The 25,460-nt window shown below is 69.7% G+C and carries 21 protein-coding genes and 1 pseudogene; 11 read left to right on the forward strand and 11 right to left on the reverse strand.

Features of this window, described 5'->3' with window-relative positions:
- Positions 1-327 precede the first annotated feature (327 nt).
- Both ACZZZQ_RS01470 and nudC read right to left on the reverse strand, forming a co-directional pair.
- Positions 328-2,049, reverse strand: coding sequence for an ATP-dependent helicase (locus ACZZZQ_RS01470; protein WP_053095601.1), 1,722 nt, complete (start codon positions 2,047-2,049; stop codon positions 328-330).
- Positions 2,046-2,945: an NAD(+) diphosphatase gene (gene nudC, locus ACZZZQ_RS01475; protein WP_400340714.1), complete on the reverse strand. Its 900-nt coding sequence runs from the start codon at positions 2,943-2,945 to the stop codon at positions 2,046-2,048. The genes ACZZZQ_RS01470 and nudC overlap by 4 nt, the downstream gene beginning before the upstream one ends.
- 64 nt (positions 2,946-3,009) lie before the next feature.
- Between nudC and ACZZZQ_RS01480 the strand changes: the two genes are divergently transcribed.
- A complete protein-coding gene (locus ACZZZQ_RS01480) occupies positions 3,010-4,359 on the forward strand; it encodes a phosphotransferase (protein WP_233277299.1) in 1,350 nt (449 codons plus the stop codon).
- Here the strand turns inward: ACZZZQ_RS01480 and ACZZZQ_RS01485 are convergent.
- Together ACZZZQ_RS01485 and ACZZZQ_RS01490 are read right to left on the reverse strand one after the other, a co-directional pair.
- Positions 4,305-7,750, reverse strand: a pseudogene (locus ACZZZQ_RS01485) (UvrD-helicase domain-containing protein). The gene ACZZZQ_RS01480 and the pseudogene ACZZZQ_RS01485 sit on opposite strands and share 55 nt — an antisense overlap.
- On the reverse strand, positions 7,747-10,980 hold the full coding sequence (locus ACZZZQ_RS01490) for an ATP-dependent helicase (protein WP_463506743.1): 3,234 nt from the start codon (positions 10,978-10,980) through the stop codon (positions 7,747-7,749). Before ACZZZQ_RS01490 ends, ACZZZQ_RS01485 begins: the two are co-directional and overlap by 4 nt.
- 186 nt (positions 10,981-11,166) lie before the next feature.
- On the opposite strand from ACZZZQ_RS01490, the gene ACZZZQ_RS01495 reads away from it, so the two are divergent.
- Both ACZZZQ_RS01495 and ACZZZQ_RS01500 read left to right on the forward strand, forming a co-directional pair.
- On the forward strand, positions 11,167-11,391 hold the full coding sequence (locus tag ACZZZQ_RS01495) for a DUF3107 domain-containing protein (protein WP_053095596.1): 225 nt from the start codon (positions 11,167-11,169) through the stop codon (positions 11,389-11,391).
- Positions 11,392-11,398: 7 nt separating this feature from the next.
- On the forward strand, positions 11,399-11,686 hold the full coding sequence (locus ACZZZQ_RS01500) for a hypothetical protein (RefSeq protein ID WP_053095595.1): 288 nt from the start codon (positions 11,399-11,401) through the stop codon (positions 11,684-11,686).
- 22 nt (positions 11,687-11,708) lie between these two features.
- On the opposite strand, the gene ACZZZQ_RS01505 is transcribed toward ACZZZQ_RS01500, so the two are convergent.
- The gene (locus ACZZZQ_RS01505) at positions 11,709-12,422 is read right to left on the reverse strand and encodes a ferritin-like fold-containing protein (RefSeq protein ID WP_053095594.1); all 714 of its coding nucleotides are present in this window, start codon (positions 12,420-12,422) and stop codon (positions 11,709-11,711) included.
- Between the two features lie 167 nt (positions 12,423-12,589).
- Here ACZZZQ_RS01505 and ACZZZQ_RS01510 point away from each other — a divergent pair, with 167 nt between their 5' ends.
- Complete coding sequence (locus ACZZZQ_RS01510) at positions 12,590-14,113, forward strand: DEAD/DEAH box helicase (protein ID WP_053095593.1); 1,524 nt, start codon at positions 12,590-12,592, stop codon at positions 14,111-14,113.
- A 73-nt stretch (positions 14,114-14,186) separates the two neighbouring features.
- On the opposite strand, the gene ACZZZQ_RS01515 is transcribed toward ACZZZQ_RS01510, so the two are convergent.
- The gene (locus ACZZZQ_RS01515; protein ID WP_463506744.1) at positions 14,187-15,062 is read right to left on the reverse strand and encodes a PHP domain-containing protein; all 876 of its coding nucleotides are present in this window, start codon (positions 15,060-15,062) and stop codon (positions 14,187-14,189) included.
- 88 nt (positions 15,063-15,150) lie between these two features.
- On the opposite strand from ACZZZQ_RS01515, the gene ACZZZQ_RS01520 reads away from it, so the two are divergent.
- The 3 genes from ACZZZQ_RS01520 to ACZZZQ_RS01530 are packed head-to-tail and all read left to right on the forward strand — an operon-like array spanning position 15,151 to position 18,528.
- A complete protein-coding gene (locus ACZZZQ_RS01520) occupies positions 15,151-16,170 on the forward strand; it encodes an endonuclease/exonuclease/phosphatase family protein (protein ID WP_230100660.1) in 1,020 nt (339 codons plus the stop codon).
- Between the two features lie 37 nt (positions 16,171-16,207).
- The gene (locus ACZZZQ_RS01525; RefSeq protein WP_463506745.1) at positions 16,208-17,629 is read left to right on the forward strand and encodes an aminopeptidase P family protein; all 1,422 of its coding nucleotides are present in this window, start codon (positions 16,208-16,210) and stop codon (positions 17,627-17,629) included.
- Positions 17,630-17,637: 8 nt separating this feature from the next.
- Complete coding sequence (locus ACZZZQ_RS01530; RefSeq protein WP_463506746.1) at positions 17,638-18,528, forward strand: phosphotransferase; 891 nt, start codon at positions 17,638-17,640, stop codon at positions 18,526-18,528.
- A 4-nt stretch (positions 18,529-18,532) separates the two neighbouring features.
- On the opposite strand, the gene ACZZZQ_RS01535 is transcribed toward ACZZZQ_RS01530, so the two are convergent.
- The 4 genes from ACZZZQ_RS01535 to ACZZZQ_RS01550 are packed head-to-tail and all read right to left on the reverse strand — an operon-like array spanning position 18,533 to position 21,500.
- On the reverse strand, positions 18,533-19,288 hold the full coding sequence (locus ACZZZQ_RS01535; RefSeq protein ID WP_463506747.1) for a metallophosphoesterase family protein: 756 nt from the start codon (positions 19,286-19,288) through the stop codon (positions 18,533-18,535).
- A gap of 12 nt (positions 19,289-19,300) precedes the next feature.
- A complete protein-coding gene (locus ACZZZQ_RS01540; RefSeq protein ID WP_295100551.1) occupies positions 19,301-19,951 on the reverse strand; it encodes an alpha/beta hydrolase family protein in 651 nt (216 codons plus the stop codon).
- Positions 19,951-20,733, reverse strand: coding sequence for a DUF4870 domain-containing protein (locus tag ACZZZQ_RS01545; RefSeq protein WP_463506748.1), 783 nt, complete (start codon positions 20,731-20,733; stop codon positions 19,951-19,953). The genes ACZZZQ_RS01540 and ACZZZQ_RS01545 overlap by 1 nt, the downstream gene beginning before the upstream one ends.
- Complete coding sequence (locus ACZZZQ_RS01550) at positions 20,733-21,500, reverse strand: YflT domain-containing protein (RefSeq protein WP_463506749.1); 768 nt, start codon at positions 21,498-21,500, stop codon at positions 20,733-20,735. The genes ACZZZQ_RS01545 and ACZZZQ_RS01550 overlap by 1 nt, the downstream gene beginning before the upstream one ends.
- A gap of 101 nt (positions 21,501-21,601) precedes the next feature.
- On the opposite strand from ACZZZQ_RS01550, the gene ACZZZQ_RS01555 reads away from it, so the two are divergent.
- Genes ACZZZQ_RS01555 through ACZZZQ_RS01570 form a run of 4 tightly spaced genes read left to right on the forward strand, consistent with a single transcriptional unit; the run spans position 21,602 to position 25,009 of the window.
- Positions 21,602-22,867, forward strand: a complete 1,266-nt coding sequence (locus ACZZZQ_RS01555) for a magnesium transporter MgtE N-terminal domain-containing protein (protein WP_053095585.1) — start codon at positions 21,602-21,604, stop codon at positions 22,865-22,867.
- Positions 22,867-23,412 carry a DUF1003 domain-containing protein gene (locus tag ACZZZQ_RS01560; RefSeq protein ID WP_053095584.1) on the forward strand — a complete coding sequence of 182 codons (546 nt, stop codon included), beginning with the start codon at positions 22,867-22,869 and terminating at the stop codon, positions 23,410-23,412. Before ACZZZQ_RS01555 ends, ACZZZQ_RS01560 begins: the two co-directional genes overlap by 1 nt.
- Positions 23,409-24,527 carry an Mrp/NBP35 family ATP-binding protein gene (locus ACZZZQ_RS01565; protein ID WP_320487893.1) on the forward strand — a complete coding sequence of 373 codons (1,119 nt, stop codon included), beginning with the start codon at positions 23,409-23,411 and terminating at the stop codon, positions 24,525-24,527. Before ACZZZQ_RS01560 ends, ACZZZQ_RS01565 begins: the two co-directional genes overlap by 4 nt.
- A gap of 8 nt (positions 24,528-24,535) precedes the next feature.
- Positions 24,536-25,009, forward strand: coding sequence for a hypothetical protein (locus tag ACZZZQ_RS01570; RefSeq protein WP_082297768.1), 474 nt, complete (start codon positions 24,536-24,538; stop codon positions 25,007-25,009).
- Between the two features lie 37 nt (positions 25,010-25,046).
- Here the strand turns inward: ACZZZQ_RS01570 and ACZZZQ_RS01575 are convergent, their stop codons facing one another.
- Entirely contained in the window at positions 25,047-25,433 is a 387-nt protein-coding gene (locus ACZZZQ_RS01575) for a Sec-independent protein translocase family protein (RefSeq protein ID WP_053095581.1), read from the reverse strand.
- Between the last annotated feature and the right edge of the window lie 27 nt (positions 25,434-25,460).

Genomic DNA, 25,460 nt, shown 5'->3' on the forward strand with positions numbered 1-25,460 from the left:
ATCCCCGCGACATCGGCATCGTGCTGGTCGAAGGTGCGGCGGCCGCGCTGCACTTCGCACGCTACCTTCGCGACGACACCTCGCACCTTCCGGTCGCGCTCGAGCGAGGACGGATCACGGTCGGACCCCTGGTGGTGCCCGGCGAATCGGCCTGCCTGACCTGCCGCGACGAGCATGAACGCGAGCGCGACGATGCCTGGCCCCGCATGCACGCCCAACTCATCGGGCGCGGCGCGGGTCCGATCAGTGCCGCGCGGATCACGGAGGCGGCGACGCTCGTCGCGCGGCTGCTCGCAGAGAGCGCGGCCCCGGGCTCGTTCGTCGAGGTCAGCGGCGAGGGGCGCCGCGACTGGCGCTCGGTGACGTTTCACGAAGAATGCCGGTGCCGCGAGCAGTCGTTCCCATCTCTGCCAGGAACCGCGACGGGGCGCGTTCCCCGCGTCCCGCTGAGCGCGACCACGACAGCGAGAGAGTACGCGCGGCCCGCGTGACGCCGACGTAAGCGAGGCGGCGCTCTTCGTCGATCGCCTCGAAGCCGGTGGCGTAGGAGATCGGAAGTGCGCCCTCCGCCCACCCCGCGAGGTAGACATGCGGCCATTCGAGACCCTTGGCGGCGTGCAACGTCGACAGAGTCACGGTGCGCATGGTGGGCTCGTGCTGGTCCTTCGCGCGCGCCATGAGCGCGTCGCTGAAGGTGCGCAGGGTCTCATCGGGTCCGGCGTCTTCGGCGAGACGCAGAATCGCCCGCCGAGCCTCCCAGCCGTCGCGCTGAGCTCCCCCGGCCGCCGGTGGCTCGTCGGAGAGACCGAGCTCGCGGAGGACCCTCTGGACCCCGGGCAGGAAACCGTGCTCGGTCGGCGCGACCGCGGCGGCCCGCAGGGCCAGGATCGCCTGTCGCACCTCGGGCATCGCGAAGAACCGGGTTCCACCCAGCACCGATGTCGCGATGCCCTCGGCGGCGAGCGCCTGCTGCAGCACCGCGGACTGCGCATGAGCCCGGTAGAGCACGGCGATCTCTGAGGGCGACGCCCCTGACTCGATCCGCGCCGCCACGGCGGCGGCGATCCCCTCTGCCTCGTCGCGCTCGGAGTCGTACGCCGTGACCGTGGGCGAATCCGCGTTGAACGTCTCTCTCGCCGGGACGAGTTCGAGGGCGCCCGGCCGCCCCTTCATCAGGGCGTTCGCCGCTTCGAGGATCGGGGCCTGCGAACGGTAGTTGGTCTCGAGACGCACGACCGTGGCATCGGGATGCCGCCGCTCGAACTCGAGGAGGAATCGCTGTTCGGCGCCGGCGAACGAGTAGATGGTCTGACTCGCGTCACCGACGACGCAGATGTCCTTGCGATCGCCCAGCCAGAGTTCGAGCAGGCGGTTCTGGAGCGGAGAGACGTCCTGGTACTCGTCGACCGTGAAATGCCGATACTGCTCGTGCACGGACGCTGCGACGCGAGGTTCGGCCTCGAGCATCCCGGCGCAGGCCAGCAGCACGTCCTCGAAGTCGAGTTGGCGCCGCTCGTCCTTCAACGCTTCATAGCGCTGTTGCAGTTCGACGAACTGAGCGGAGTCGACGCCGCTCAACGTGCGGCCGAGCGACGCGTGCTGTTCGATCGACAACATCGACACCTTGCGCCATTCGATCTCCGAGGCGAGGTCGCGAAGCGTCGCGGTGCTCGGCCGCAGTCGCATCGCGTCGGCAGCCTGGCCGAGCAGCCTCACCTTGTTGTCGATGATCGACGGAGCGGGTGATCCGGCCAGTGTGGGCCAGAAGAAGTTCAGCTGGGCGAGGGCGGCGGCGTGGAATGTCCGCGCGGCCACGCCCTCGACGCCGAGCGCGCGCAGACGACCCCTGAGCTCGCCCGCCGCCTTGGCCGTGAAGGTCACCGCCATGACGCGCGACGGCGAGTATGCACCGGTGTCGACGCCATGGGCGATCCGGTGGGTGATCACTCGGGTCTTCCCGGTTCCCGCACCTGCGAGCACGGCGACGGGACCGCGCAGCACGGATGCCGCCTCCCGCTGTCGATCGTCGAGGGCTTCGAGCGCGCTCACGCGCGCTCCTCGAACCAGTCGAGGATCAGTGCGCGCGCGATGGACGCGGGTCCGGGGAGGCCGACGGGTCCGTCACCGGCGAGAGCGGACCCGATCTCGTCACGGGTGAACCAGCGGACGTCGATGATCTCCTCCCCGTCGGGCCGCAGCTCGTGCTCATCCAGAGCGACGGCACGGAAGCCGAGCATGAGCGAGCGAGGGAACGGCCACGGCTGAGACGAGACGTAACGCAGCGAGGCCAGCCGAACGCCGGATTCCTCCTCGAGCTCACGATGCACGGTCGACTCCAACGACTCGCCCGCCTCGGTGAATCCGGCGAAGCATGAGTACATCCGGCCGCCCCAATTGGCGTTCGCCCCGAGCAGGAGCCGTTCGCCGTCAGAGCTCTCCACCGCGACGATGACGGCTGGGTCCGTCCGAGGGAAGTGCTCGCGACCGCAGACGAGGCAGCGGCGCGACCATCCGGCCTGGCGCAGCTCCGTCCCTCCGCCGCATCGGGGGCAGAACGGTGCGTCCCGCAGCCAGCCTCCCAGCGCGAGCGCCTCGATGAGCAGCTCTGTGTCACCCGAGCCGAGACGCGCGCCGAGGTCGCGGAGTCCCAGCCACACCTCGTCGGGTGCGGTGTCGACGGTGTCGCCCTCGGGCTGCAGAACGGCGAGAAGCACGGCGGTACCGTCACCTTCGCGCCCGAGGAGCGCCCAGGTCGCATCGACGATCTCGCCGGCGGGAACCCGCAGCAGCGTGGCCGATTCGAGGTCGGCGCCCGAAATGCGCACGCGGCCGTCTCGTACGGCGATGACCCGCGTCGCCTCGTCGGCGCGCAGACGATCGAGGACTCCGGGTTCGACCCGCAGATCCGCTGCGCGATCGAGGGATGTGCTGCTGCCGGCGATCATCGTCTCCCTCTCTCACGGGCGTGGCGGAAGCTGGACCACCCCCACGTCCACCTACCCTGGAGGCATGGGACGCTCTCCATTCACTCTAGCCGCGGCGGTGACTGCCGCACTGCCCGGCGCCGAGGTGATCGGGGCCCGCACGCTCAGCGCCGACGGTGACGGACGCTTCGACTCCGCGGTCGCCACTCTCGCAGACGGGCGCGAGCTCGCGATCCGTGTCGCCGATGACGATGAGACCTCACGCGAGCTGGCCGCCGAGGCCCTCGCGCTGCGGGCTCTGACGGCCGGTGCGCGGGCGATGCTCCCCTTCCGAGCCCCCGAATACATCGGCGAGACGCGACTCGCAGACGCCCGCGCGCTCGTGACGGAGCTGCTGCCCGGATTCCAGATCGAGGCGGCGATGGTGCCGGCCGGCCGTGGCGCCGCCGAATCGATGGGTGCGGCGATCGCGGCAGTGCACTCCCTGCCCACCTCCGTCGTGAGAGGCGCCGGATTGACGACGCGGTCTGCGCAGGAGAGCCGCGACGAACTCGCTCGACTGATCGACTCCGCGGCATCGACCGGGCGCGTCCCCGCGCGGCTCACCGTGCGATGGCGCGACGCCGTCGCCGATGACGATCTCTGGCGGTTCGAATCGACGGTCGTGCTGGGCGGCGTGCAGTCGACCTCCTTCATCTTCCGGGACGACCCGGATCTCGGTCCCGAGGTCACCGGACTCATCGGCTGGCACTCGCTGGCCGTCGGAGATCCGGCGATCGATCTGTCGTGGCTGTCCACCGCCCCTGATGCGGCGCACGACGTCCATGCCGCGTACGCTCGGGCCGCCGACCGCGGGCCGGACGGCGCTCTCGAGGTGCGCGCACGCCTGCTCGCCGAGCTCGAATTCGCCCGATGGCTCGTCCACGGCGACTCCTTGCACCGACCCGACATCGTCGACGACGCCGCCGCCCTTCTCGAGGCACTCGCCGAAGGATTGCACAGCGACGATCTCGGCGTGATCGCGTCGCGCAACGAGGGCGTCGAGTCCGCCCTGGACGCGCTCGACAGAGTGCCGGCACGCGCCTCGGCGGGGGCCGACACGTCGATGCAGACCGACGCGTACAACCCGAACGAGCTGTGGCGCGACGACGACGCCGACGGTCCTGATGGCGATGCCGACGATCAGGCGACGAGCGATCTCAGCGACGCCGCCGCGGACGCCGCTCGTCGTCTCGAGGTCGGTGGCCTCGAGACGGAAGATCTTTCAGGCGTGCGCAGGCACACCGCGCAGGAGCCCACCGCGGAGCGACGCCCGGTCGATGACCCGGCGCGGACTGAGCGAGCGGACGGCTCAGACGAGGGATCGCCGGAGGACGAGGCTCAGCGGGCCGCCCGAGCAGCGCTCCAGCGCTGGAAGAGCTCCGACTCGGAGTAGACGCGGTCACCGCGGATGACGAGGTCGTCCGCGACGTAGTACAGCGCCACGTCGATCTCCTCCAGGGGCACTCCGAAACGACGGTGGTAGGCGAGACGGTAGAGCGCGAGCTGCAGCATCCGCTCCTCCCGTTCCCGAGGTGTGCGTGGGGCCTTGCCCGTCTTCCAGTCGACGATCTCGATGCGCCCGCCGCGATCCTCGCGTCGATAGACCGCGTCGAGTTTGCAGATGACGATATGGCGTTCGTCACCCGGCACAGCGCCACCCAGCGCGAAGTCGATCTCGATCTCGACCGCGATGGGCTTGAGCGCTCCCCACTCGCTGGCCTCGAAGATCGACTGCAGGGTCTCGAGGTCGGCGGCGTCGGCGGACGAGACCTCCGCTCCGCCGACGGTCTCGATGAACGAGAGATCATCCTCGTCGACCTCCCACAGCGCCTCGTCGACGCGCTGACCGACGCCGACGAGTTCGCTCCGCCGCTCGACCCATGCGTGGAACAGCGTGCCCAGCCGGGTCTGCCGATATGGCCGCTCAGGCATCGGACGGACGATGGAAGACACGGTGCCGGTGAAATCGGTGACGTAGTCCTTGAAGCGGGAGGCCGGCACCCGGGTGGGCGGTGATGCGTCGGTGCCACGCAATCGGGCGGCGCGCTCGGCGAGCAGACGCGCCAGTTCGGGAGCGGCCTCCGGCTCCCCGTCGGCTGCCGCGCGCACGGCGGCGGCGGCTGCCTCGACGACTCCACGCCGAGCGCCGAGCGGGTCGAGAGGCCAGGTGAGCGTCGCGCCGGGGCCGTCGTAGGGGTTCTCGTCCGGATCCACGGGCTCGATCGGAGCGATTCCGAGAATCTCCATCGCCTCGGTCAGATAGGGGCTCGGCTTCTTCGGCTGCTTCTGCCCCGCCCAGTGGGCCCCGGTCAGAAGCAGATGACTGCGCGCCCTGGTGACGGCGACGTAGGCGAGTCGACGCTCCTCCTCCTGCTGATACTCGCGGTAGGCGTCCTTGAAGACCGTGATCGCGCCCGGCGCTGTCTTGCTCCTGCTGGTCAGCGATGTGATACCTGCCTTCAGCCGCTTCTCCGCATCGAGCTCTTCGTCCGAGGGCGCTATCCAACTGAAGGTCGGCAGGGCCGCGCTGTCGCCTCGCAGAGCGAACGGCAGCACTCCGAAGCCGAACCATCCTGAGGTGTCCGTCGGGCGCGACGGCAGTTCGCCCTCGACCATGCGGACGACGGCGACCGCATCCCACTCCAGCCCCTTGGATCCGTGGATCGTCAGAAGCTGGACGACCCCGGGTTCGGGCGGCTCGGGCCGCGGCACCAGCTCGTCCGTGCTCTCGGCCTTCTCCAACCAGGCGAGGAGACTCGAGATGGTCCCCCGTTCGTCTGCGGCGAGGAACGACCGAACCTCGTCAGTGAACGCGCGCAGCTGCGTCGCCGCGATACGCGCCGGCCCTCTGGTCTCGTTCGCGGCGAGCTCGATGTCCAAACGCAGCTCGAGCTCGATCAGCCTCAGCAGATCGGGAAGCGGAAGCGACGACGCCCGTCGGAGGCGTTCGAGCATCTCGCCCGCGGCACGGATGCGAGAACGCCCGTCCGGCGTGATCCCGGCGAGAAGGCGGTAGTCGTCGCTGAGACCGCGGAGCACGTCGACGGCGTCGATGATCGACAGCGCCTCGTCCGCCCCCCGTGACGCGCGGATGCGTTTGCGGAGCTCGTCGTCCAGCGGCAGCAGCCCGCTGTCCCGACGGGAGAGCTCCGCCGCGAGCTGCTGCAACGCCGCCATGTCGGCGACACCGACGGAGAATCGAGGACCGACGAGGAGCCTGATCAACGCAGAGCCCGCCGTCGGATCGTGCAGCACGCGCAGCGTCGACACGACATCGACGACCTCGGGGGTCGCCAGGAGTCCCCCGAGCCCCAGGATGCGGTGCGGAATACCTTCTGCGGCAAGGGCCGCCGCGAACGTCTGCATGTGCCGCTTCGACCGGAACAGCACCGCTCCGGTATGCGGCTTCGCGAGGTCGTCGTGCTCCGCGCGACGCGCCGCGAACCATTCGGCGACCGCGCGAGCCTCGTCATCGACGGTGAGCGGGAAGCTCATCTCGACCGCCCCGGGGCCGGCGCCGGGACGAGACTCGAGCGGTGGCACATCCAATCCGGGCCTGCGCAGCGGACCGAGGATGCGGTTGGCGACACCGAGGATGCTCCGGTCGTTGCGCCAGCTCGTCATCAGACTGTAGTTGCCGACGCTCTCGTGTTCGGAGAAGGTGCGCGCGAAGGCGTGCAGATTGTCCGCGCTGGCGCCTCGCCATCCGTAGATCGACTGGTGCGGATCCCCGACCGCCATCACCGCGGTGTCGCGGAAGAGTCGGGCGAGGAACTGCGTCTGGATCACCGAGGTGTCCTGGTATTCGTCCAGCAGCACCACCTGATGCTGCTGCCGCAGGTCCTCGCGCACGTCGGGAGACGACTCCACGATGTCGTAGGCGCCGCTGACCTGGTCGGCGAAGTCCAGCACTCCGCGGCGCTCCTTCTCGGCGATGTAATCGCGCACCAGGACGGACAGAGCGGGAAGAGCGCGCAGGTTCGCAGCCGCGGTCGCGACCTCCGCGTTGCTGAGGTACGGCTCGAACGCCTCGGCCTGGCGCAGCGCGATGCGATCGGCGCGGTCGAGATCGACCCGGTGATCGAGCGAGTCGCCGGCCAATCTCTGAACCGCGTCGACCACCCCCGCCACCGACCGGTCGATCTCCTCCAGCTCCGGCAGGTCGGCGCGCAGCACCACGTCGCGCACGAGCATCCAGGATGCGGCCTGGCTGAGCATGGCGACGTCGGAGTCGCGGCCGATGCGCGCCGCGTGCTCGCGCACGATGCCATCCGCGAACGCGTTGTAGGTCGAGACCTTGGGACGGATCAACAGATCCTCGGCCGAACGGGGGTCGAGACCGCCCCGGTGCCGAAACGTGCGGCGAGCTCGTCGAGCACCTGCGATCGGACGACCTCGCGCTGTCTGGCGTTCGCGGCTCTCGACACCCGATCGAGGGCACCGCTCGCCACGATCTCGGGCAGGTGCGGCAGCAGTCCTCGTCTCCCGTATTCGTCGATGAGCGCCAGACGGACGCCGATGCGCTCCGCGAGCTCACCCGCAGCCTTGCGCGTGAAGGTCAGGCCGAGGATCTGATCGCGTCGCACATGCCCGTTCGCGACCAGCCAGACGACGCGGCCGGCCATCGTCTCGGTCTTTCCGCTGCCCGCGCCCGCGACCACCAAAGCCGGCGCCGGTGGCGACTCGATCACCCGCTGCTGAGCCTCCGTCGGTGCGGGGAGACCGAGCGCGGCGGCGACGTCCAGAGCAGAGATCCCGTTCCCCGCTCCCGTCCACGCCGTCACGCGCTCACCGCGGCGACGGTGTGGATGCGACACGGCTGGACTCGCCATTGCGTATCCGCGCAGTGAGCCTCGACATGGGCCGTGAAGCTCGCCGCCGACATCCCTCGGGCGGCTTCCGCGATCCGCCCGAGGAACTGGACACGCTCTTCACCGGCGAGGGTGTGCTGGTGCGCGACGCGGAAATCGCTGCCGGCCAGGGTCTTGGCGACCAGGACGAGGCGCGCGCCGGCGAGGGCCGCAGGATCCGCTCCCGCCACGAGTCCTTCCTGCACCGCCACCTGGTATGCGGCGAGCTGGGCGTGGTCCGCCACCTTCTGCTCGCTCTCCGGCTCGTACTTGCCGGTCTTCAAGTCCACGACCACGACGCGCTCCCCGCTCTGCGCATCGGCCATGCGCGTCCACTTCTGTCCCCGCGCCTTCGCATGCTCTCCACCACCCGCGGTGTACGCCTCGACCCGGTCGATGAAGCCGTGCACGATCGCATGGTGCGGATGGGGGTCGCCGTCGACGCTCGCCGCACGCACGCCCGGCGCGATGCCCTCCTGCTCGGGCACCTCGACCGCGAACCGGAACTCCACCTCGCCGGCGATCACTCGACCGCCTTCGTCCGACACGTCCGACAGGTAGCTGTGCAGTCGATCGATGTACAGATCGGCGCGGCGCCTCTCCTTGCGACCTATCCAGGCCGTCTCGAAATCGAGCTCCGGCCAATGCTCGGCCAGGACCTCACGCAGACGGTCCAGTTCGCCGTCGGGCACCTGCTCCATCGCCTCGTGGATGATCGTGCCGATTCCGGCCGACGGCGGCATCACGGTGTCGCCGCCCAGGGCGGACACCGCCCAGTTCAGCTCGCACTCCTCGAAGGACTCCATCCGCGACGGCGAGACCCGGGCGGCGTCGACGGCGAGGTCGTGCAGCGGTGCATCGGTCGTCGGCGGCGTCACTCCGTACCACTCGTCCGGATCGGCGCCCGGCACTCCCTCCCGCGCGAGCACCGCCAGCTGGGCGGAGGCGTGGTCTCGGGCGGCACGGACGCTCGAGGTCGTCAGTACCCGACGATGACGCGCGACGAGACCGCGCAGCGTGAGCGGGTGCTCGGCCGAGGCATGCAGCTCGGGCGGGTCGGGCGGCGGGAGGAAGCCGAAGAACGCACTGGGTGTCATGTCGTCGTCATCGACCGCGGTGATGAGGAGTCTGCTCCGCGAACGAGAGATGGCGCGGACGAACAGGCGCAGCTCATCGTGCAGAGCGGCGCGGCGCCTGTCGAGTGCCTCGGGCGGGTGCTCGGCGGTTCCGGTGCGGGATGCGAGCAGTGCGTCGGCGAGACGCCAGGACTGGAGCATCCCGCCGCGCAGCCGCACATTCGGCCAGATTCCGTCCTGCACTCCGGCCACCACGACCGCGTCGAACTCCGTTCCGAGTGCGGTCGCCGGTGTGAGCAGGGTCACACGGCCCGGCCGGTCGGGACTCGAGAGGGAGTCTTCGGGCACCTCGCTGTCGAGGATGTCGCGCACGAAGACCTCCGGCTTCTCGTTCGGGGTGCGCTCGACGAATCGCTTGGCCGCACCGAACAGGGAGACGAGCGCATCGAGGGCTCGCGCCGTCTCCGCGCCGCTGGTCTGCAACGACATCTCACGCCAGGCGATCTGGAGCTTGCGCCCGTCGACCGCTCTGGCCTGGTCCCAGACCCGCCACAGGAGATCGTGGATCGTCTCGCCGTCGGCAGCCGCGGCGGCCACATCTGCGATCGTCGCGGCGAAGCGCGCGGCCAGGCGCGATTCCTGGGCGTCGATGAGCGTGAAGTGGTCGGGCGATGCCAGCGCCTGGCGCAGCAGTTCCCGTGCGGGCGTCGAGCCCCCCAGGTCGAGCTCGATATGGCGCAGACGAGCGCGAAGGCGTCGGAGCCCGATCGCATCCATGCCTCCGAAGGGAGTGCGGAGCGCCTCCTCCCAGTCCTGGGGAGTCCGCTCCTCGGCCGGCGTGAGGGCCAGGCGCACGATGCCGACGATGTCGCGCACGATCGGCTCGGAGCCGAGAGGACGTTGCACGCCCGCGGCTCTCGTCGGGATCTCCCGCGCGGCGAGCTCTGCGTCGAGCTGCGTGACCTGCCTGGTGTCGTGTGCGATGACCGCGATGCGATCCCACGGGACGTCATCCACGAGATGCCATTCGCGCATGACACCCGCGATGCGGTCGAGCTCTTCATGCGGTGACGGGGCGATGAAGGTGCTCACGTCGCCGGGGGCGCCCGGGCTGTGCGCGGCGACGTGCTCGGGCGCGCGCCTGTGGTCGACGCGACCCGACACGCCGATCGCCTGCGTGACGGTGCGGGTCAGCGCGGTGAGCGCCGGCGCCTGACGATGAGGGACATCGAGCACGTGGACCTCGCCCAGCGCCGTGGCGAGGTGCGCGAACAACTCGGGGCTCGCGCCGCGGAAAGCTCCGGAGGAGATGTCAGGATCACCGAAGGCGAGCACTGCCGTCCCTCGCGCACGGAGCGCCTCGACCACCGCGATGCCACCGCGTGTCAGCTCCTGCGCGTCGTCGATGAGCACCACCCTGAGGTCGGCGAGAGGGCCGAGGGCACTCGGCTCCGCGGTGCGCAGGATCGTGCACGCCTCGGCGAGCAGGTCTGCCGCGTCGCGGTGGGATGCCCGTGCCAGGTCGAGCACGGCGCGGTATTCGACGAGGAACTCGGCGACGGACGACCAGGCGGGGACATCGGACGTGCGCAGCTCGTCGGGCTGCGCCCCCAGTTCGACGCATTCCGCGAGGAAGGCACGGAGCTCGGAGCGGAACCCCTTGGAGGCGCGTACGGCGGGGCTCAGCGCCTGCGGCCAGTCGATGCGCTCGTCCTCCGCATCGCCGGCGAGGAGCTCGGCGATCAGGCGGTCCTGGTCTGCACCGGTCAGCAGAGCCGGTGGCTCCGCCCCTTCGCGAACCATCGCTCCGCGCACCACCTGGAATGCGAACGACCCGAGCGACCTGGCCAGCGGCCCGGGAGTGGCCTGACCGATCCTGACCCCGATGCGGTCCCGCAGCGCGGTCGCCGCCTGCCTGCTGGGAGTGAGGACGAGGACCTGCTCCGGACGCATCCCCGCTGTGTCGAGCAGATGGACGACGCGCTCGGTGAGAGTGCGGGTCTTGCCTGTGCCCGGCGCCCCGATGATGACGCCGGATGCCGAGGCGTCTGCACCGATCACGGCGTTCTGCGCGGCATCCTCTGTCATGTCCTCCACGCTACTGCGGCGCGCCGACATCACCGGGCGTCGGCGTCTCGCGACGGTGTGCGCTCAGGGCGAAACCGGCCCGATCCGCGGATCCCGTCACCTCGCCGCCCGGTAGAGTTGGGCTCAGTCGTAGACCTCCGAGGTCGACTCGACCACAGCATCGTCGACTGGAAAACAGGAGTACGCGTGGAAATCCGCATCGGCATCATCAACACCGGCCGTGAGCTCAGCTTCGAGACCGCATCGAGCGCGGACGAGGTCCGCACGCAGGTCTCCTCGGCTCTCGAGCAGAACACTTCTCACCTGAGCTTCGCCGATGTCAAGGGCAACTCCTACCTGGTTCCGACCGCGAACCTCGCGTACATCGAGCTCGGCACCGAGGAGTCTCGTCGCGTCGGCTTCTTCGCCTGACCCCACGATGTACATCCTCCTCGCTCTCGTCGGAGCGTGCGCGCTCGGCATCGCGGCCCACTACATGATCGGTGGGCGGGAGTTGCGCGGGGTCGCTCTCACCCCCGCTGTCGCCACGGCCCTCGCGGCCGTCATCTACACCGGCCTGCAGTGGCTCGGCGTGGGCGAGGACAGCATCTGGCTATGGCTCGCGAGCGTCGTGGGCTCCGTCGGCATCGCGGCAGTCGCCACCGTCGCGATCGTCGCGTCGCGCCGACGCAGCGATGCCGCGGCCAAGGCGGCACTCGGCATCTGATGCCGTCGGCCGGGTCCGTCGGCTAGGAGGCGAGACCCATCGCATCCATGCGGCGTGCGTGCGCGCCCATCAGCTCGGTGTAGACCAATTCGACGCGGTCCTCGCTCATCGCGGCGAGCTCGGGCTGACGCAGCGCCGACCGGCACACCAGGATCGTGTCCCCCACGAGCCGGCGCGCCCACATCGAGAGCAGCGACCGCCACTCGCCGTCGCCGTCGATCGTCTCCTGGATGATGGCGACGATCTCGTGTCGCGCATCGTCCTCGGAGAGGATCTCCGCGACCCTCTCCCCCGTGTCGCCGTAGCTCGAGGCGAGCGCGAAGTAGAAGTCGTCGAGCATGCCTGCCGTGATGTAGACGGCGAGGAGAGTCTCCCGCGGACGCGCGCCGATGGTCTTGCGCCGGAAGGCGTCGAGGTTCTCCCGGAACGGGAGCATGAGCTGCGTCGGATCGTCTCCGCGCTCCGCGATGAGTTCGACTATCGCCCGATGCTTGGTGAGCGCAGCACCGGCTGCCCGGGAGAGCGCCTCCTTCTCGGAGAGCTCCGGAGTCGCCCTGATCAGCCGCGTGAGCGTCTCGAAGTACCCCAGCTGGAGGTACGCCGCCTGTCCCAGGAATCGCGGCAGCTCCGGCGCGAGTTCGGCGAAGTCGACCCGCGTCGCCGCTCCTTGATCGCCCCGACTGCGCAACGTCATCGTGCGCCGGGGCGTCCTACGCTTCCAGAACCAGTTCACCACGGGGTTCACACTACCCGGGAGACGCGATATTCCCGGGCGTCGCCACCCCCTCGGGTAGGCTGTCCCTGTCCCCGCCGTCGGAGCGGGGCCCGCGCCTGTGGCACAAGAGACGGCGTGGATCCGTGAACATGGCGATCCTCGCAGGTCGCCGGACAGGCATCTGAACATTGACAACCTTCGCTGATCTCGGAATCGATCAGGACATCATCGACGCTCTCGCCTCCAAGGGCATCGTCGACGCATTCCCGATCCAGGAGCAGACCATCCCCCTCGGCCTTCCGGGCCAGGACATCATCGGCCAGGCCAAGACCGGAACAGGCAAGACCTTCGGCTTCGGCATCCCCGTGGTGCAGCGGCTCGGCCTCGACCCCGAGCACGGCGTCAAGGCGCTCATCGTGGTGCCGACGCGCGAGCTCGCGGTGCAGGTGTACGAGGACATCGACCTGCTGACGAGCAACCGCTCCACCAGCGTCGTCGCGATCTACGGCGGCAAGGCATACGAGGGCCAGATCGACCAGCTCAAGGCGGGCGCCCAGATCGTCGTCGGCACGCCCGGTCGCCTGATCGACCTCGCCGGCCAGCGTCTGCTCGACCTCTCCAACGCGACCGAGGTCGTGCTCGACGAGGCCGACAAGATGCTCGACCTCGGATTCCTCGCGGACATCGAGAAGATCTTCCAGAAGGTCCCGGCCGTCCGTCACACCCAGCTGTTCTCCGCGACCATGCCCGGACCGATCGTCGCGCTGGCTCGTCGGTTCATGACGAACCCGATCCACATCCGCGCGACCGACCCCGACGAGGGTCTCACGCAGGCGAACATCAAGCACCTGGTGTACCGCGCCCACTCGCTCGACAAGGACGAGATCATCGCCCGCATCCTCCAGGCGGAGGGTCGCGGCAAGACGGTGATCTTCACCCGTACCAAGCGCGCCGCGCAGCGCCTCGTCGACGAGCTCAGCGACCGCGGCTTCAACGTCGGCGGCGTGCACGGCGACATGGGACAGGACCAGCGCGAGCGGTCGATGGCCGCGTTCAAGGCCGGCAAGCGCGACGTCCTCGTCGCGACCGATGTCGCCGCCCGCGGCATCGACGTCGACGATGTCACGCACGTCATCAACCACACCATCCCCGACGAGGACAAGACGTACCTGCACCGCGCCGGTCGCACCGGCCGTGCGGGCAAGACCGGCATCGCCGTGACCTTCGTCGACTGGGAGGACCTGCACAAGTGGGCGCTGATCAACCGCGCCCTCGAATTCGGGCAGCCCGACCCGGTCGAGACCTACTCCTCGAGCCCGCACCTGTTCAGTGACCTCGACATCCCCGCAGGCACCAAGGGCCGTCTCGTCTCGGCTCCCAAGACCCAGTCGGTCAAGACCGAGCGCGCACCGCGCCCCGAGCGTGCGGCCGATGCCGCGGCCGAGGGCACGGATGAGGGCGGCACCCGCCGTCGTCGGCGTCGTCGGGGCGGCTCGACCCCGGTGGGCTCGACGTTCGCCGAGGGCGCTGCCGACGCATCACCCGGAGACTCTCAGTCCTCGCCGTCAGCGGACCGCGGCGCCGAGGGCGCCGGCACCCACGACGGCGCAGGCAAGGAGCACCACGACGGCAAGCCGGCCCCGGCCCGTCGTCGCCGTCGTCGCCGCGGGGGTTCGGGCGGCGCGGGAGCGGCTCCGGTCGTCGGAGCCTGATCGACTCCACCTCAGGGACTCACAGAGGGGCGGATGCTGCAGCTGCGGCATCCGCCCCTCTGCCGTCCCGGCGTCAGGCGTAGCGGGGCGCGGAGCCGGTCGCGCGCTCGATCAGTCGCTCCACCATCTCGTCGGATGTGGTGTTCTCGCCCGGCAGATTGGGTTTCCCGGTGCCGTGATAGTCGCTCGAGCCGGTGACGATGAGATCGTGCTTCGCGGCGATCGCGTGCAGCGTCTTCCGGCCTGCCGCGGTGTTCTCCCGATGATCGATCTCGAAACCGCCCAGGCCTGCGGCGATGAGCTGCTCGATGAACGGCACCGGCATCATGTGGTCGCGGCCGATCGTGGCAGGGTGCGCGATGATCGCCACCCCTCCGGCCTCGGTGATCAGACGCACTGCCGTGAGCGGGTCGGGCGCGTAGTGGGGCTCGTAGTAACCCTCTCTGGGGTGCAGAATCCCGTCGAACGCCTCGGTGCGGTCGCGCACGATTCCGCGGGCCACAAGGGCATCGGCGATGTGCGGACGGCCGACCGTCGCGTCGAGAGTGGTCTGGGCGAGGACATCGTCCCAGTCGAGGTCGTAGTCACGACCGATGCTGCGGACGATCCGCTCGGCACGACCGATCCGGTCGCCTCTGATGCGATCGGTCTCGGATCCGAGCGCCTCGTCGAGCGGATCGAAGAGGTAGCTCAGCACGTGCACACTGCGCCACTCGTGTTTCGCGGAGAGTTCCATGCCGGGGATGAACGTCATCCCGAGCTCGGCCGTCGCCGCCGCCGCCTCGTCCCACCCCGTCGTGCGATCGTGATCGGTCAGCGCCATCGTACGCACCCCGAACCGGTGTGCCTGGCGCACGACATCGCCGGGCGACTCCGTTCCGTCCGAGTGATTCGAGTGCATGTGCAGGTCGGACGGACCGGCGAAACGGCGGGATCGAGCGGTGGCCATGCTCCGAGCGTACCGACGACCGTGGACGTCGGCCGCGCACGCCTGTCGCTCTAGGGACTTCACAGAGAGGACTTCTAGGCTGAAGAGGATGTTTCGACTACTGGGGATCCTCGTCACCGTGCTGCTCGCGATCGCGACGGCCGTCGTCGTCTGGCCGCAGTTCTTCCATCTCGAGCAGACCTATCCGTTCGCGCAGATCGTCGCCGCCCGCGGCGTGGTCCTGGCGGCATTCCTCCTCGTCGCGGCCGTTTCGCTGCTGCTCCTGTTCGCGAAGCCGTTGCGCGGCTTCGCGGCATCCGTGCTGATCGTCGCCCTGCTCGGCGCCGGTGCGACGGGAGCCATCGGCTTCATGCGCGGGTTCGGCGCGGACACGCTCCCCGCCGCCACCGATTCGAGCATCCGTGTGCTCACCTGGAACACCGCCGGCGACGAGGTGTCCGCCGAGGAGATCGCGCGGGAGATCCTCGAGCGTGGCGCTGACGTCGTCGCATTGCCCGAGACCACCGAAGAGGTGGGCGAGCAGATCGCCGTGCTGCTGCGCGATCAGGATCACCCCATGTGGGTGCACCATGTGCAGTTCAAGCCCGACGTCGTCGACGGCCCCAAGTCCTGGCACACGACCGTCCTCGTCTCCCCCGACCTCGGCGAGTACTCCGTGATCGAGTCGTCCGAGGACGGCTCCAACAACACCGGCTCGGTGCCCAGCGCGGTGCTGATGCCGGTCGATGGCGAGGGTCCGACGATCGTCGCGGTGCACGCCGTCGCGCCCCGGATGGAGGACATGGCGCAGTGGCAGAGCGACCTGCGCTGGATCGCCGACCAGTGCCCCGAGGGGAACTTCATCCTCGCGGGTGACTTCAACGCGACGATCGACCACATGGCGGGGCTCGGCGTCGACGGCGGCGACATGGGGTACTGCCGCGACGGCGCGAGCCGCTCCGGCAACGGATACAGCGGCACATGGCCGAGCTCGCTGCCGGCGCTGCTGAGCACCCCGATCGACCACGTCATGGCGTCGCCGAGCTGGTCCACGACGGGTTCCGTCGTGATCGGCGGCTCGGGAAGCGACCACCGCGGTCTCGTGGTGCAGCTCGAACCCGCAGGCTGACATGCCGTGGCCGTCGCTCAGGTGACAGACTGGAGGGATGAGCACCGCTGAGCGCGACACGATCGCAGAGCCCACGACCGAGACTCCCGCCGAGACGACCACCACGAATCGGAAGCAGCCCTTCCCCCGCGGATTCCTCGACACGATCTCGACCGGATGGGCGGAGCGCCCCGAGTCGATCCCCGCGCCGCGAGCGCAGGCGCCGTTCGCCGCTGTGCGTCGCGCCGCCCTGTCCGCTGCCTTCCCCGGCAAGCGACTCGTCATCCCTGCCGGTTCGCTCAAGCAGCGCAGCAACGACACCGACTACCCGTACCGTGCGCATTCGGCCTTCGCACACCTCACGGGATGGGCTTCGGATGCCGAGCCCGACTCGATCCTCGTGTTCGAGCCGGGCGAGTCCGGCCACGATGTGACGCTGTACTTCCGGGAGCGCGCCGATCGCACCACCACGGAGTTCTATGCGGACGCCACGGTCGGTGAATTCTGGATCGGCCCTCGCCCGTCTCTCGCCGGCGTCGCGGCAGACCTCGACATCGCGACCGACCACCTCGAGAGGTTCTCGGCCGCCGAGGGAGAGCTCGTGCTCGACGAGGACGACGACCTCACCCGCTTCGTCTCGGAGCTGCGGCTCGTGAAGGACGAGTACGAGATCGCCGAGATGCGCCGAGCGGTGGACATCACCGCGCAGGGATTCGAGGACGTCATCCGTTCGCTTCCCGACGCGATCGCTCATGCTCGCGGCGAGCGCGTCGTCGAGGGCGTCTTCCACCGCCGCGCGCGCGAAGACGGCAACGGCGAGGGCTACGACACGATCGCCGCATCAGGTCCCCATGCCTGCTACCTGCACTGGACCCGCAACGACGGCACGGTTGTGCCGGGAGACCTCATCCTCGTCGACGCGGGCGTCGAAGCGGACAGCCTGTACACCGCGGACATCACCCGCACGCTCCCCGTCTCCGGAACCTTCACCGAGGTGCAGCGCCGGGTGTACGAGACGGTGCGCGAGGCCGCTGATGCCGCGTTCGCCGCGGCTCGCATCGGGGTGCGCTTCCGCGAGGTCCACGAGGCGGCCATGCGCGTCATCGCCGCGCGCGTCGCCGAGTGGGGAATGCTCCCCGTGACCGCGCAGGAGGCGCTGGACGGCGACACCGGCGGGCAGCACCGCCGCTACATGGTGCACGGCACATCGCACCACCTTGGCATCGACGTCCATGACTGCGCGCAGGCCCGGCGGGAGATGTACTACGACGGCATCCTCGCCCTGGGAATGGTCTTCACGATCGAACCCGGCCTCTACTTCCAGATCGACGACCTCACCGTTCCCGAGGAGTACCGGGGTATCGGTGTGCGAATCGAGGACGACATCCTGATGACCGAGGACGGCCCGGTGAACCTCTCGGCGGACATCCCGCGCACGGCGGACGAGGTCGAAGCCTGGATCGCACGAGTCCAGCACTGACCTCACGGATGCACGAGGGCGAGCTCGCACTCACGGACGATCGCGCTGCGCGGCTGATCGCGCAGACGTTCCCCGAGCTCGCCCACCTGCCGATCGAGCGCGTCCGCTCGATGGGCACGGTGAACACGATCTTCCGGATCGGCGACGACCTCGCGGCACGGTTCCCGCTCGTCGCAGAATCGCGCGATGTCCTCGGCGCCGAGGCCGCGGCGATGGCTGAGCTCGCCGACGTCTGCGTCGTGCCGGCGACGCGGCCTGTCGGACTCGCCGCGGCGACCGAGGAGCATCCGTCTGCCTGGTCGATCCAGACCTGGTTGGCGGGTGTCGCCGCGACCCCCGCCGGCCACGCATCGTCGGAGTCGCTCGTCTCGGACGTCTCCGGGCTGATCGCTGCGCTGCGGTCGACCGAGACCCGCGGACGGAAGTTCGACGGGCGCGGCCGCGGTGGTGTTCTCCGCGACCACGACGAGTGGGTCGCGCTCTGCATCGAGCGCAGCGCGCACCAGGTCGATCCTGATCGCGTGGATCGACTCTGGAGCTCGCTGCGCGACGCGCCCCGCGAGGGTGCGGACGTCATGAGCCACCGGGACCTCACGCCGTTCAACCTGCTGGTGGCGGACGGTCGTCTCGTCGGTGTCCTCGACGGCGGGGGCTTCGGCCCTGCCGACCCTGCGCTCGATCTCGTCGCCGCGTGGCATCTGTTCGACGCTCGGGGGCGATCCGTCGTGCGTGACCGTCTGCGCGTCTCCGACAGCGAGTGGCGGCGAGGAGCAGCCTGGGCGCTGCAGCAGGCGATGGGCCTCGTCTGGTCCTACGAGTCCTCGAACCCCGCCATGAGCGGTCTGGGACGGTCGACGATGAGGCGTCTGCTCGACGATCCGGACCTCGCGAACCTCTGAGCGATCATGGCGTCGCCGTCTGCGATGCCTGCCGCCCTCGATATACGGCAGTGCGGAGCTCGACGGCCCAGACATCGGCGGTCGGCATGTCGAGCGATTCGGCGACGGCGATCTCGGCCTCGACGTCGTAGGGCACGCGCACGAACTGGATCCCGAAGGGATCGTCCGCCGACTGTCCTCCTTCGAGGATCACGTAGGACGGAACGGGTGTGTCGAGCGGGTTCCCGACGCTTCCGACGTTGAACAGCGTACGTCCGTCGTTCGATTCGATGTAGGCGTCGTGGATGTCGGCGTAGCCCACCACATCGGGCAGCGGGCCGTCGCCGGTCATCTCCGTCGCCTCGAACATCGCGGAGAACTGCTCGGGCGTGTGGGCGAAGTGCACGCGGACGTGCGGGCTCTGCGCCGACGCGTGGAACAGGCGGATCCGATGACCGCTGAGGACCAGATCGACACTCAGCGGAAGCGACCGGAGCCACGCCCTGCTCGACGCCGACAGCTCATCTCGCCACCACAGCATCTCGGACGGCCCGTCGTCGGGGATGGTCGGCAGGAAGTCGTCCCAGTTGCCGCGGACGTTCACCTCGCACACGTCGCGGCAGCGCCGCACGGCGTCCTCGCCTCGTGGTCCCTTGCCCGCCGTGTCTCCGAGGTTGACGATGCGGGCGATGCCCCGGCGATGGATGTCGGCGAGCACCGCCTCGAGAGCGGTCAGGTTTCCGTGGACATCGGAGATCAGGGCGATGCGTTCGAGACTCACCCTGCCATGCTGTCAGGGCCGGACGAACTCCGCGACGATCGGCGCGAGCGACGCGCCGATGTCGGATGCCGCACGCTTGCGCCCCTTCACCTCGAAGGTGTGACCGCCACCCTCGATCCAGACGACGCGGGCGTCCTGACACGTGGAGACGACGTCATCGAACTGTGTCAGAGGTTGGATGAAGGGGTCGTTCGTGCCCTCGATGAACAGCTGCGGCGCAGCGACCGCCGGCAGGTGCTCAGCTCTCGGCTTCTCCGGTCTGCCCGGAGCGTGCAGCGGGTAGCCGAGGTAGACGAGACCGTCGACCGCCAGTCCCTCGGCCACGGCCATCGATGCCATGCGTCCGCCGTAGGACTTGCCTGTGGCCCAGATGGCGGCCTCCGCGTCGAGATCGCGCGCGAAGGCCACCGCCGCGTTCCACGTCGCGATCGCGTGCGCCGCAGGCCCCGGCATCCTGCGCCCCTGCTCCACGTAGGGGAAGTTGAACCGCAGGGTGGAGAATCCCCGGTCCGAGAGCGCATCCGAGAATCCCACGAGGAATGGATGGTCCTTGCCCGCACCGGCGCCGTGGGCGATCAGGACTGTCGCGCCGTTGTCTCCGGGCGCCCAGTCGGCAGAGACCGTCGTCACCCCGGAGGGCAGCTCGACAGGGATCTCGATCATCAGGCCCGCAGGTACGGGATGGCGAACGGCACGCGCATGACCTTGCCGCTCGACGCACGCACCATGCCCACGATCACGAGCACGACGTGCAGCACCGAGAGCGCGAAATAGAGCGTGATGGGGATGCCGAGCGGGTAGAAGCCGGTGGTCGGCGAATCGGAGGTCAGCGCGAAGAGCAGCACGAAGTGCGTGACCAGGAGCACCGTGGAGACCAGAAGGTACGTCAGCCCCCAGTTCAGCGCAGCGCGAGCGTTCTCACGCGCGACCCCGCCGTATCGACGGGACGCCCCGCCGCTCACGGCCATGGCGAGTCCGGACGCGAGTCCGCCGACGAACGGGAACGGGATGAGGATCAGCAGGCCCAGTGCCCACGGAAGCAGACCCCGCGGGGGGACGGCCGCAGGGTAGGCGCCGACGGGGTACCCCTGTACGGGGTAGGCCGGCGGCGCGTAGCCCGGTGCCGATTGCTGCGGCGCGTAGCCCGGTGCCGATTGCTGCGGCGCGTAGCCCGGCGCCTGAGGCGGCGCATACCCCGGGGCCTGGGGTGCCGCATACCCCGGGGCCTGCGGCGGTGCGTACGCGGAGCCCTGGGGCGGTGCGTAGCCGTGCGACTGCTGCGGGGCTGAGCCGGGCGCCGGCGGCGGGGCGTACGGGTTCAGCGGACGGGCCGGCGCCGCGGGCTGCTGCCCGTCAGGGAAGGGCGGAACGGGAGGCACGGGCGGCGGTGCGGGCTGCGCCGATCGCTCGGACGGGGTCGACGGATCGCGGGGTGCGTCTGACATCAGGCGGGCTCCGCAGACTTCGGAGGAACCCCCGCGCCACCGGTCCCGGGCGCCGCGGGAGACGGCGGCTCCGAATCCGCGGGCCTCGGCGGGACGGCCGGCTCTGCAGGCGGAGTGACACCACCGCCCAGCGGCGGTGTCGGCTCGCTGCCGGGAGTCGGATCAGCTCCGGGCGTCGGCTCTTCGGGCGTCGGCTGTGTCGTGGTCGTCGGCTGTCCGGCCGGTTCGTGCGCGCCGGGGGTGATGCGCTCGCCGTACCGCGGCGGCTCGTCGAGGTTCACCAGTGCCCGCGCCGGTGCCGGCGTGGCCGCACCCAGGGCGAGACGGGCCTTCGCGAGCGAAGCGGCCTGGACGCGGACCTCGTAGTGATCGGCCGCGAACTGCGTGACGCTCGCGAAGTCGCGGCGTCGCCGCACGATCGCATACGTGACGAGGCTCAGCAGCATCCCGAGTGCGACGCCGATGAAGACGAATCCGACGAACAACTGGATCGGAACCTCCGGGTTGCCGATCACGAGGATCGCAGAGAGGAAGAGACCGATGAGCACGCCGTTGATCGCTCCCGATCGGGCGGCTGCTGCATAGCCCAGACGCCCGGTGATGCGCTCGACCGTCCGGACGCTCTGTCCGATGATCGCGATGTCCCGGGCGGGCACCTCCTGGGCGATCAGTTTCGACACCGTCTTCTGGGCGCCTTCGTAATCGCGTGTGGAGGCGACGATCTCGCCCTCATCGCGGCTGTCGGCTGGACGGTTCAGCATGCTCATCCCGCCATTGTTCCATGCCTTGTGGTGACAGGGCCGGGAGTGTGTCGTGCAGCGGTGCCGCCGGGGCCCACCCCTGCGACACCGGCGACTACGCTGGACGAGTGAGCACACAACGGGTATTCGCCGCGCGCCTTGCTGGCTGCGCCGTCTTCGACCCCGTGGGCGACCGGCTCGGCAAAGTCCGTGATGTCGTCATCGTGTACCGAAGTACGGGTGCTCCCCGCGTCATCGGCCTCGTCGTCGAGATCCCCGGGCGCAGACAGGTCTTCCTCTCCATCGGACGGGTGACGTCGATCCGCGCGGGCCAGGTGATCAGCACCGGTCTCATCAATGTGCGCAGATTCTCACCGCGCGCCGGCGAGGTGCGCGTTCTCGCCGAGCTCCTCGGGCGTCGGGTGAGCCTCGTCGACGGCAGCGGCACCGCCGTGATCGAAGACGTCGCCATCGAGCCGAACCGCATCGGGGAATGGGCGATCAGTCAGCTCTTCCTGCGTCGACCGAAGACCAGCGCCTCTCCGTTCGCGAAGGGACCGACCACGTTCGCAGCCTGGAGCGAGGTCGCCGAGCAGCACTCCCCCGGCGAGTCCCAGTCGGCCGAGCAGCTCGTCGCGTCGTACTCGGAGCTCCACGCAGCCGACCTCGCGAACACCCTGCTCGACCTCCCCCAGCAGCGCATGATCGAGGTGGCCGAGGAGCTCTCGGACGACCGCCTGGCCGATGCCCTGGAGGAGATGCCCGAAGACGAGCAGGTGCATATCCTCGATCGACTCGGCGACGAGCGCGCCGCCGACATCCTCGACCAGATGGAACCGGACGACGCCGCGGACCTCCTCGCGCAGCTTCCGCCGAATCGTCTCGAGCAGCTGCTCGAGCTGATGGAGCCCGAAGAGGCCGAGGACGTCAGGATGCTGCTCCGTTACGGCCCCGACACGGCCGGTGGACTCATGACGCCCGAGCCGATCATCCTGTCGGCCGACGCGACGGTGGCCGAGGCGCTCGCCCTCATCCGGCGCCACGAGCTGCACCCCGCCCTCGCAGCCGCGGTCTTCGTGACCCTGCCGCCGTTCGAGACGCCGACCGGTCGGCTGCTCGGCATGGTGCACTTCCAGCGGATGCTGCGCTACCCGCCGCACGAACGTCTCGGGGCCATCATGGACGACAGCCTCGAGCCGGTGCGGGTCACCGCGTCCGCCGCTGAGGTCGCCAGGATGCTGGCGAGCTACGACCTCGTCTCGCTCCCCGTGATCGATGCCGCCCACCGACTGGTCGGCGCGATCAGCATCGACGACGTCCTCGACTACCTGCTGCCGGATGACTGGCGCACGCACGACAGCGACGAGCCGACGGTCTCCAAGGAGGTGCGCTGATGCCCCGCTCCCGCTCGCGCTCGCCTCGGCTCGACGCACCCCTGGGCCGCGGCACCTCCCGCCAGCGCTCGACGTCTCGTGATCGCTTCGGCCGTTTCACCGAGTGGGTCGCCCGCGCCATGGGCACCCCCGCGTTCCTGCTGATCCTCACTCTGTTCTGTGTGCTCTGGATCTGCTGGAACACACTGCTGCCCGACCACCTGCGCTTCGATGACGCGGCGCTCGGTTTCACGGCCCTCACCCTCATGCTCTCGCTGCAGGCGTCGTACGCGGCCCCTCTGATCCTTCTCGCGCAGAACCGCCAGGACGACCGTGACCGGGTGCAGATCGAACAGGATCGTCAGCGGGCCGAGCGCAACCTCGCCGACACCGAGTACCTCGCCCGTGAGATCGTCGCGCTGCGGATGTCGCTCGAGGAGCGCAACAACCAGGTCGTGACCCGCGATGTGCTGCGGCAGGAGCTCAAGTCGCTGCTCGCCGAGCTCGGAGACCATGACGACGAGCCGGTCGAGCGACGCCCCCGCGGCCGCGCCGCATCATCATGAGCACGGCTGATTCCGTGCGGGCGGCCGTAGCCGCGGTCACAGATCCCGAGCTGCGACGCCCCATCGGCGATCTCGACATGGTCAGGGAGATCGACGTCGACGGTCCGCGCGCGCACGTCGCGATCGTCCTCACGATCGTCGGCTGCCCGGCTGCCGCCCGCATCGAATCGGACGTCCGCGCGGCCGCCGCCTCCGTGCCGGGGATCACCGAGGTGGACGTCGAGGTCGGTGTCATGACGCCCACCGAGCGCAAGGCGCTCACCGAGAAGCTGCGCGACGGCCGGCCGCCGCGCCAGATGCCCTTCGGCCCGGACTCGCTCACGCGGGTGATCCTCGTCTCCAGCGGCAAGGGCGGGGTCGGCAAGTCCACGGTGACGGCGAACCTCGCGGTCGCACTCGCCGCGCAGGGTCTCGCAGTCGGTCTCGTCGACGCCGATGTGCACGGCTTCTCGATCCCCGGGCTCCTCGGCATCCCCGCGGGGACACAGCCCACGCGCATCGACGACCTCATGCTCCCGCCCGTCGCCCACGGAGTGAAGACGATCTCCATCGGCATGTTCCTGCGCGACGGCGAGGCCGTGGTGGCCTGGCGCGGTCCGATGCTGCACCGCACAGTGCAGCAGTTCCTGACGGACGTGTTCTTCGGCGACCTCGACATCCTGCTGATCGACATGCCCCCCGGCACCGGCGACATCGCGATCTCGATCGGGCAGCTGTTGCCACACGCCGAGGTGCTCGTCGTGACGACCCCGCAGGCGGCCGCATCCGACGTGGCGATCCGCAGCGGGCTGGTGGCGCGTCAGACCGGTCAGCGGGTGATCGGCGTGGTCGAGAACATGGGCGCGCTCACCCTGCCGGACGGCAGCGTGATAGACCTGTTCGGCTCGGGCGGAGGTGCGGCCGTCGCAGAGGCGCTGTCCGAGACGCAGTCCGTTCCGCTGCTGGCGTCGATCCCGCTCAGCCCCGCGCTGCGCTCCGGAGGCGACGACGGTGTGCCGGTCGTCCTGAGCGACGGCGCCGATGCGGCGGCGACGGCGATCCGTGATCTGGCCCGCACTCTCGCCGGACAGGGGCGCGGACTCGCCGGCCGGTCGCTTCCCATGAATGTCGGATAGGCCCGACCATGACTGTCACCGTCGATGAGCGGTTGCTTCGGGGAATGGCTCGAGATGCGGCGGTCTACGCGCTCACTCGTCCTGCGGCGATCGTGATGTGGATCGCCCTCGCTGCAGCGCTCGCGCTGAGCATCCTGAATCTGAGCGCGACCGGAGGCAACCCGGGGCTGTCGGGTCTGCTCCCCGTCGCGAGCATCGGTCTGATGGTCTATGCCGTCGTGATGACGATCGTCGGAGCACGGCGTGCCGTGCATTCGGCGACCCCGCCAGGCACCGTCGTCTGGGTGCGACTGGGCGACACTGCCCTGCACATCGGCGCGGGGCATCGCTCGTCCGACATCGACTACAGCACCTTCCAGAGCGTGCGAGCAGGCGCTGACGCGGTGCTGCTCAAGCTGCGTGGCGCGTCGGCGATCACCGCCATCCCCCGGTCACTGGTGACGGACGACGACCTCGCCACGCTGCGCGCGCGCATCGGCTGAGCCTTCGCAGCGGAGCTCCGCCGGGCGGAGACTCGGGCTATGTCGCTTCGGAATCGTACGGCGGAGGACTCGCGACCGAGAACTCCGGTCGCACCCTCGCCGTCCGCACCGGTTTCACCGTCGGCTCCGCAACGACTGCCTCCGCACGGGCGGGACCGGGCGCAGCGTCGTCTTCGAAGAGCGCGTCGCGGATGATGCGCCGGGGGTCGTACTGCCGTGGATCGAGTTTGCGCCAGTCGACGTCGTCGATCTCGGGACCCATCTCGTCGCGGACACGCGATTTGGTGTCGCGGAGGAACTCGCCGGCGCGCCGAGCGAGCTTGGCGACGCTCTCGGCGTAGCGGGGCAGCCGCTCCGGTCCGATGAGAAGCACAGCGATCAGACCGATGAGCAGCAGCTTCTCGAAGGTGATCCCGAACTGCATCTGTCCAGGCTACCGCCGCGCCTGCCG

The sequence above is a fragment of the Microbacterium sp. AC132 genome (genome assembly GCF_979258525.1).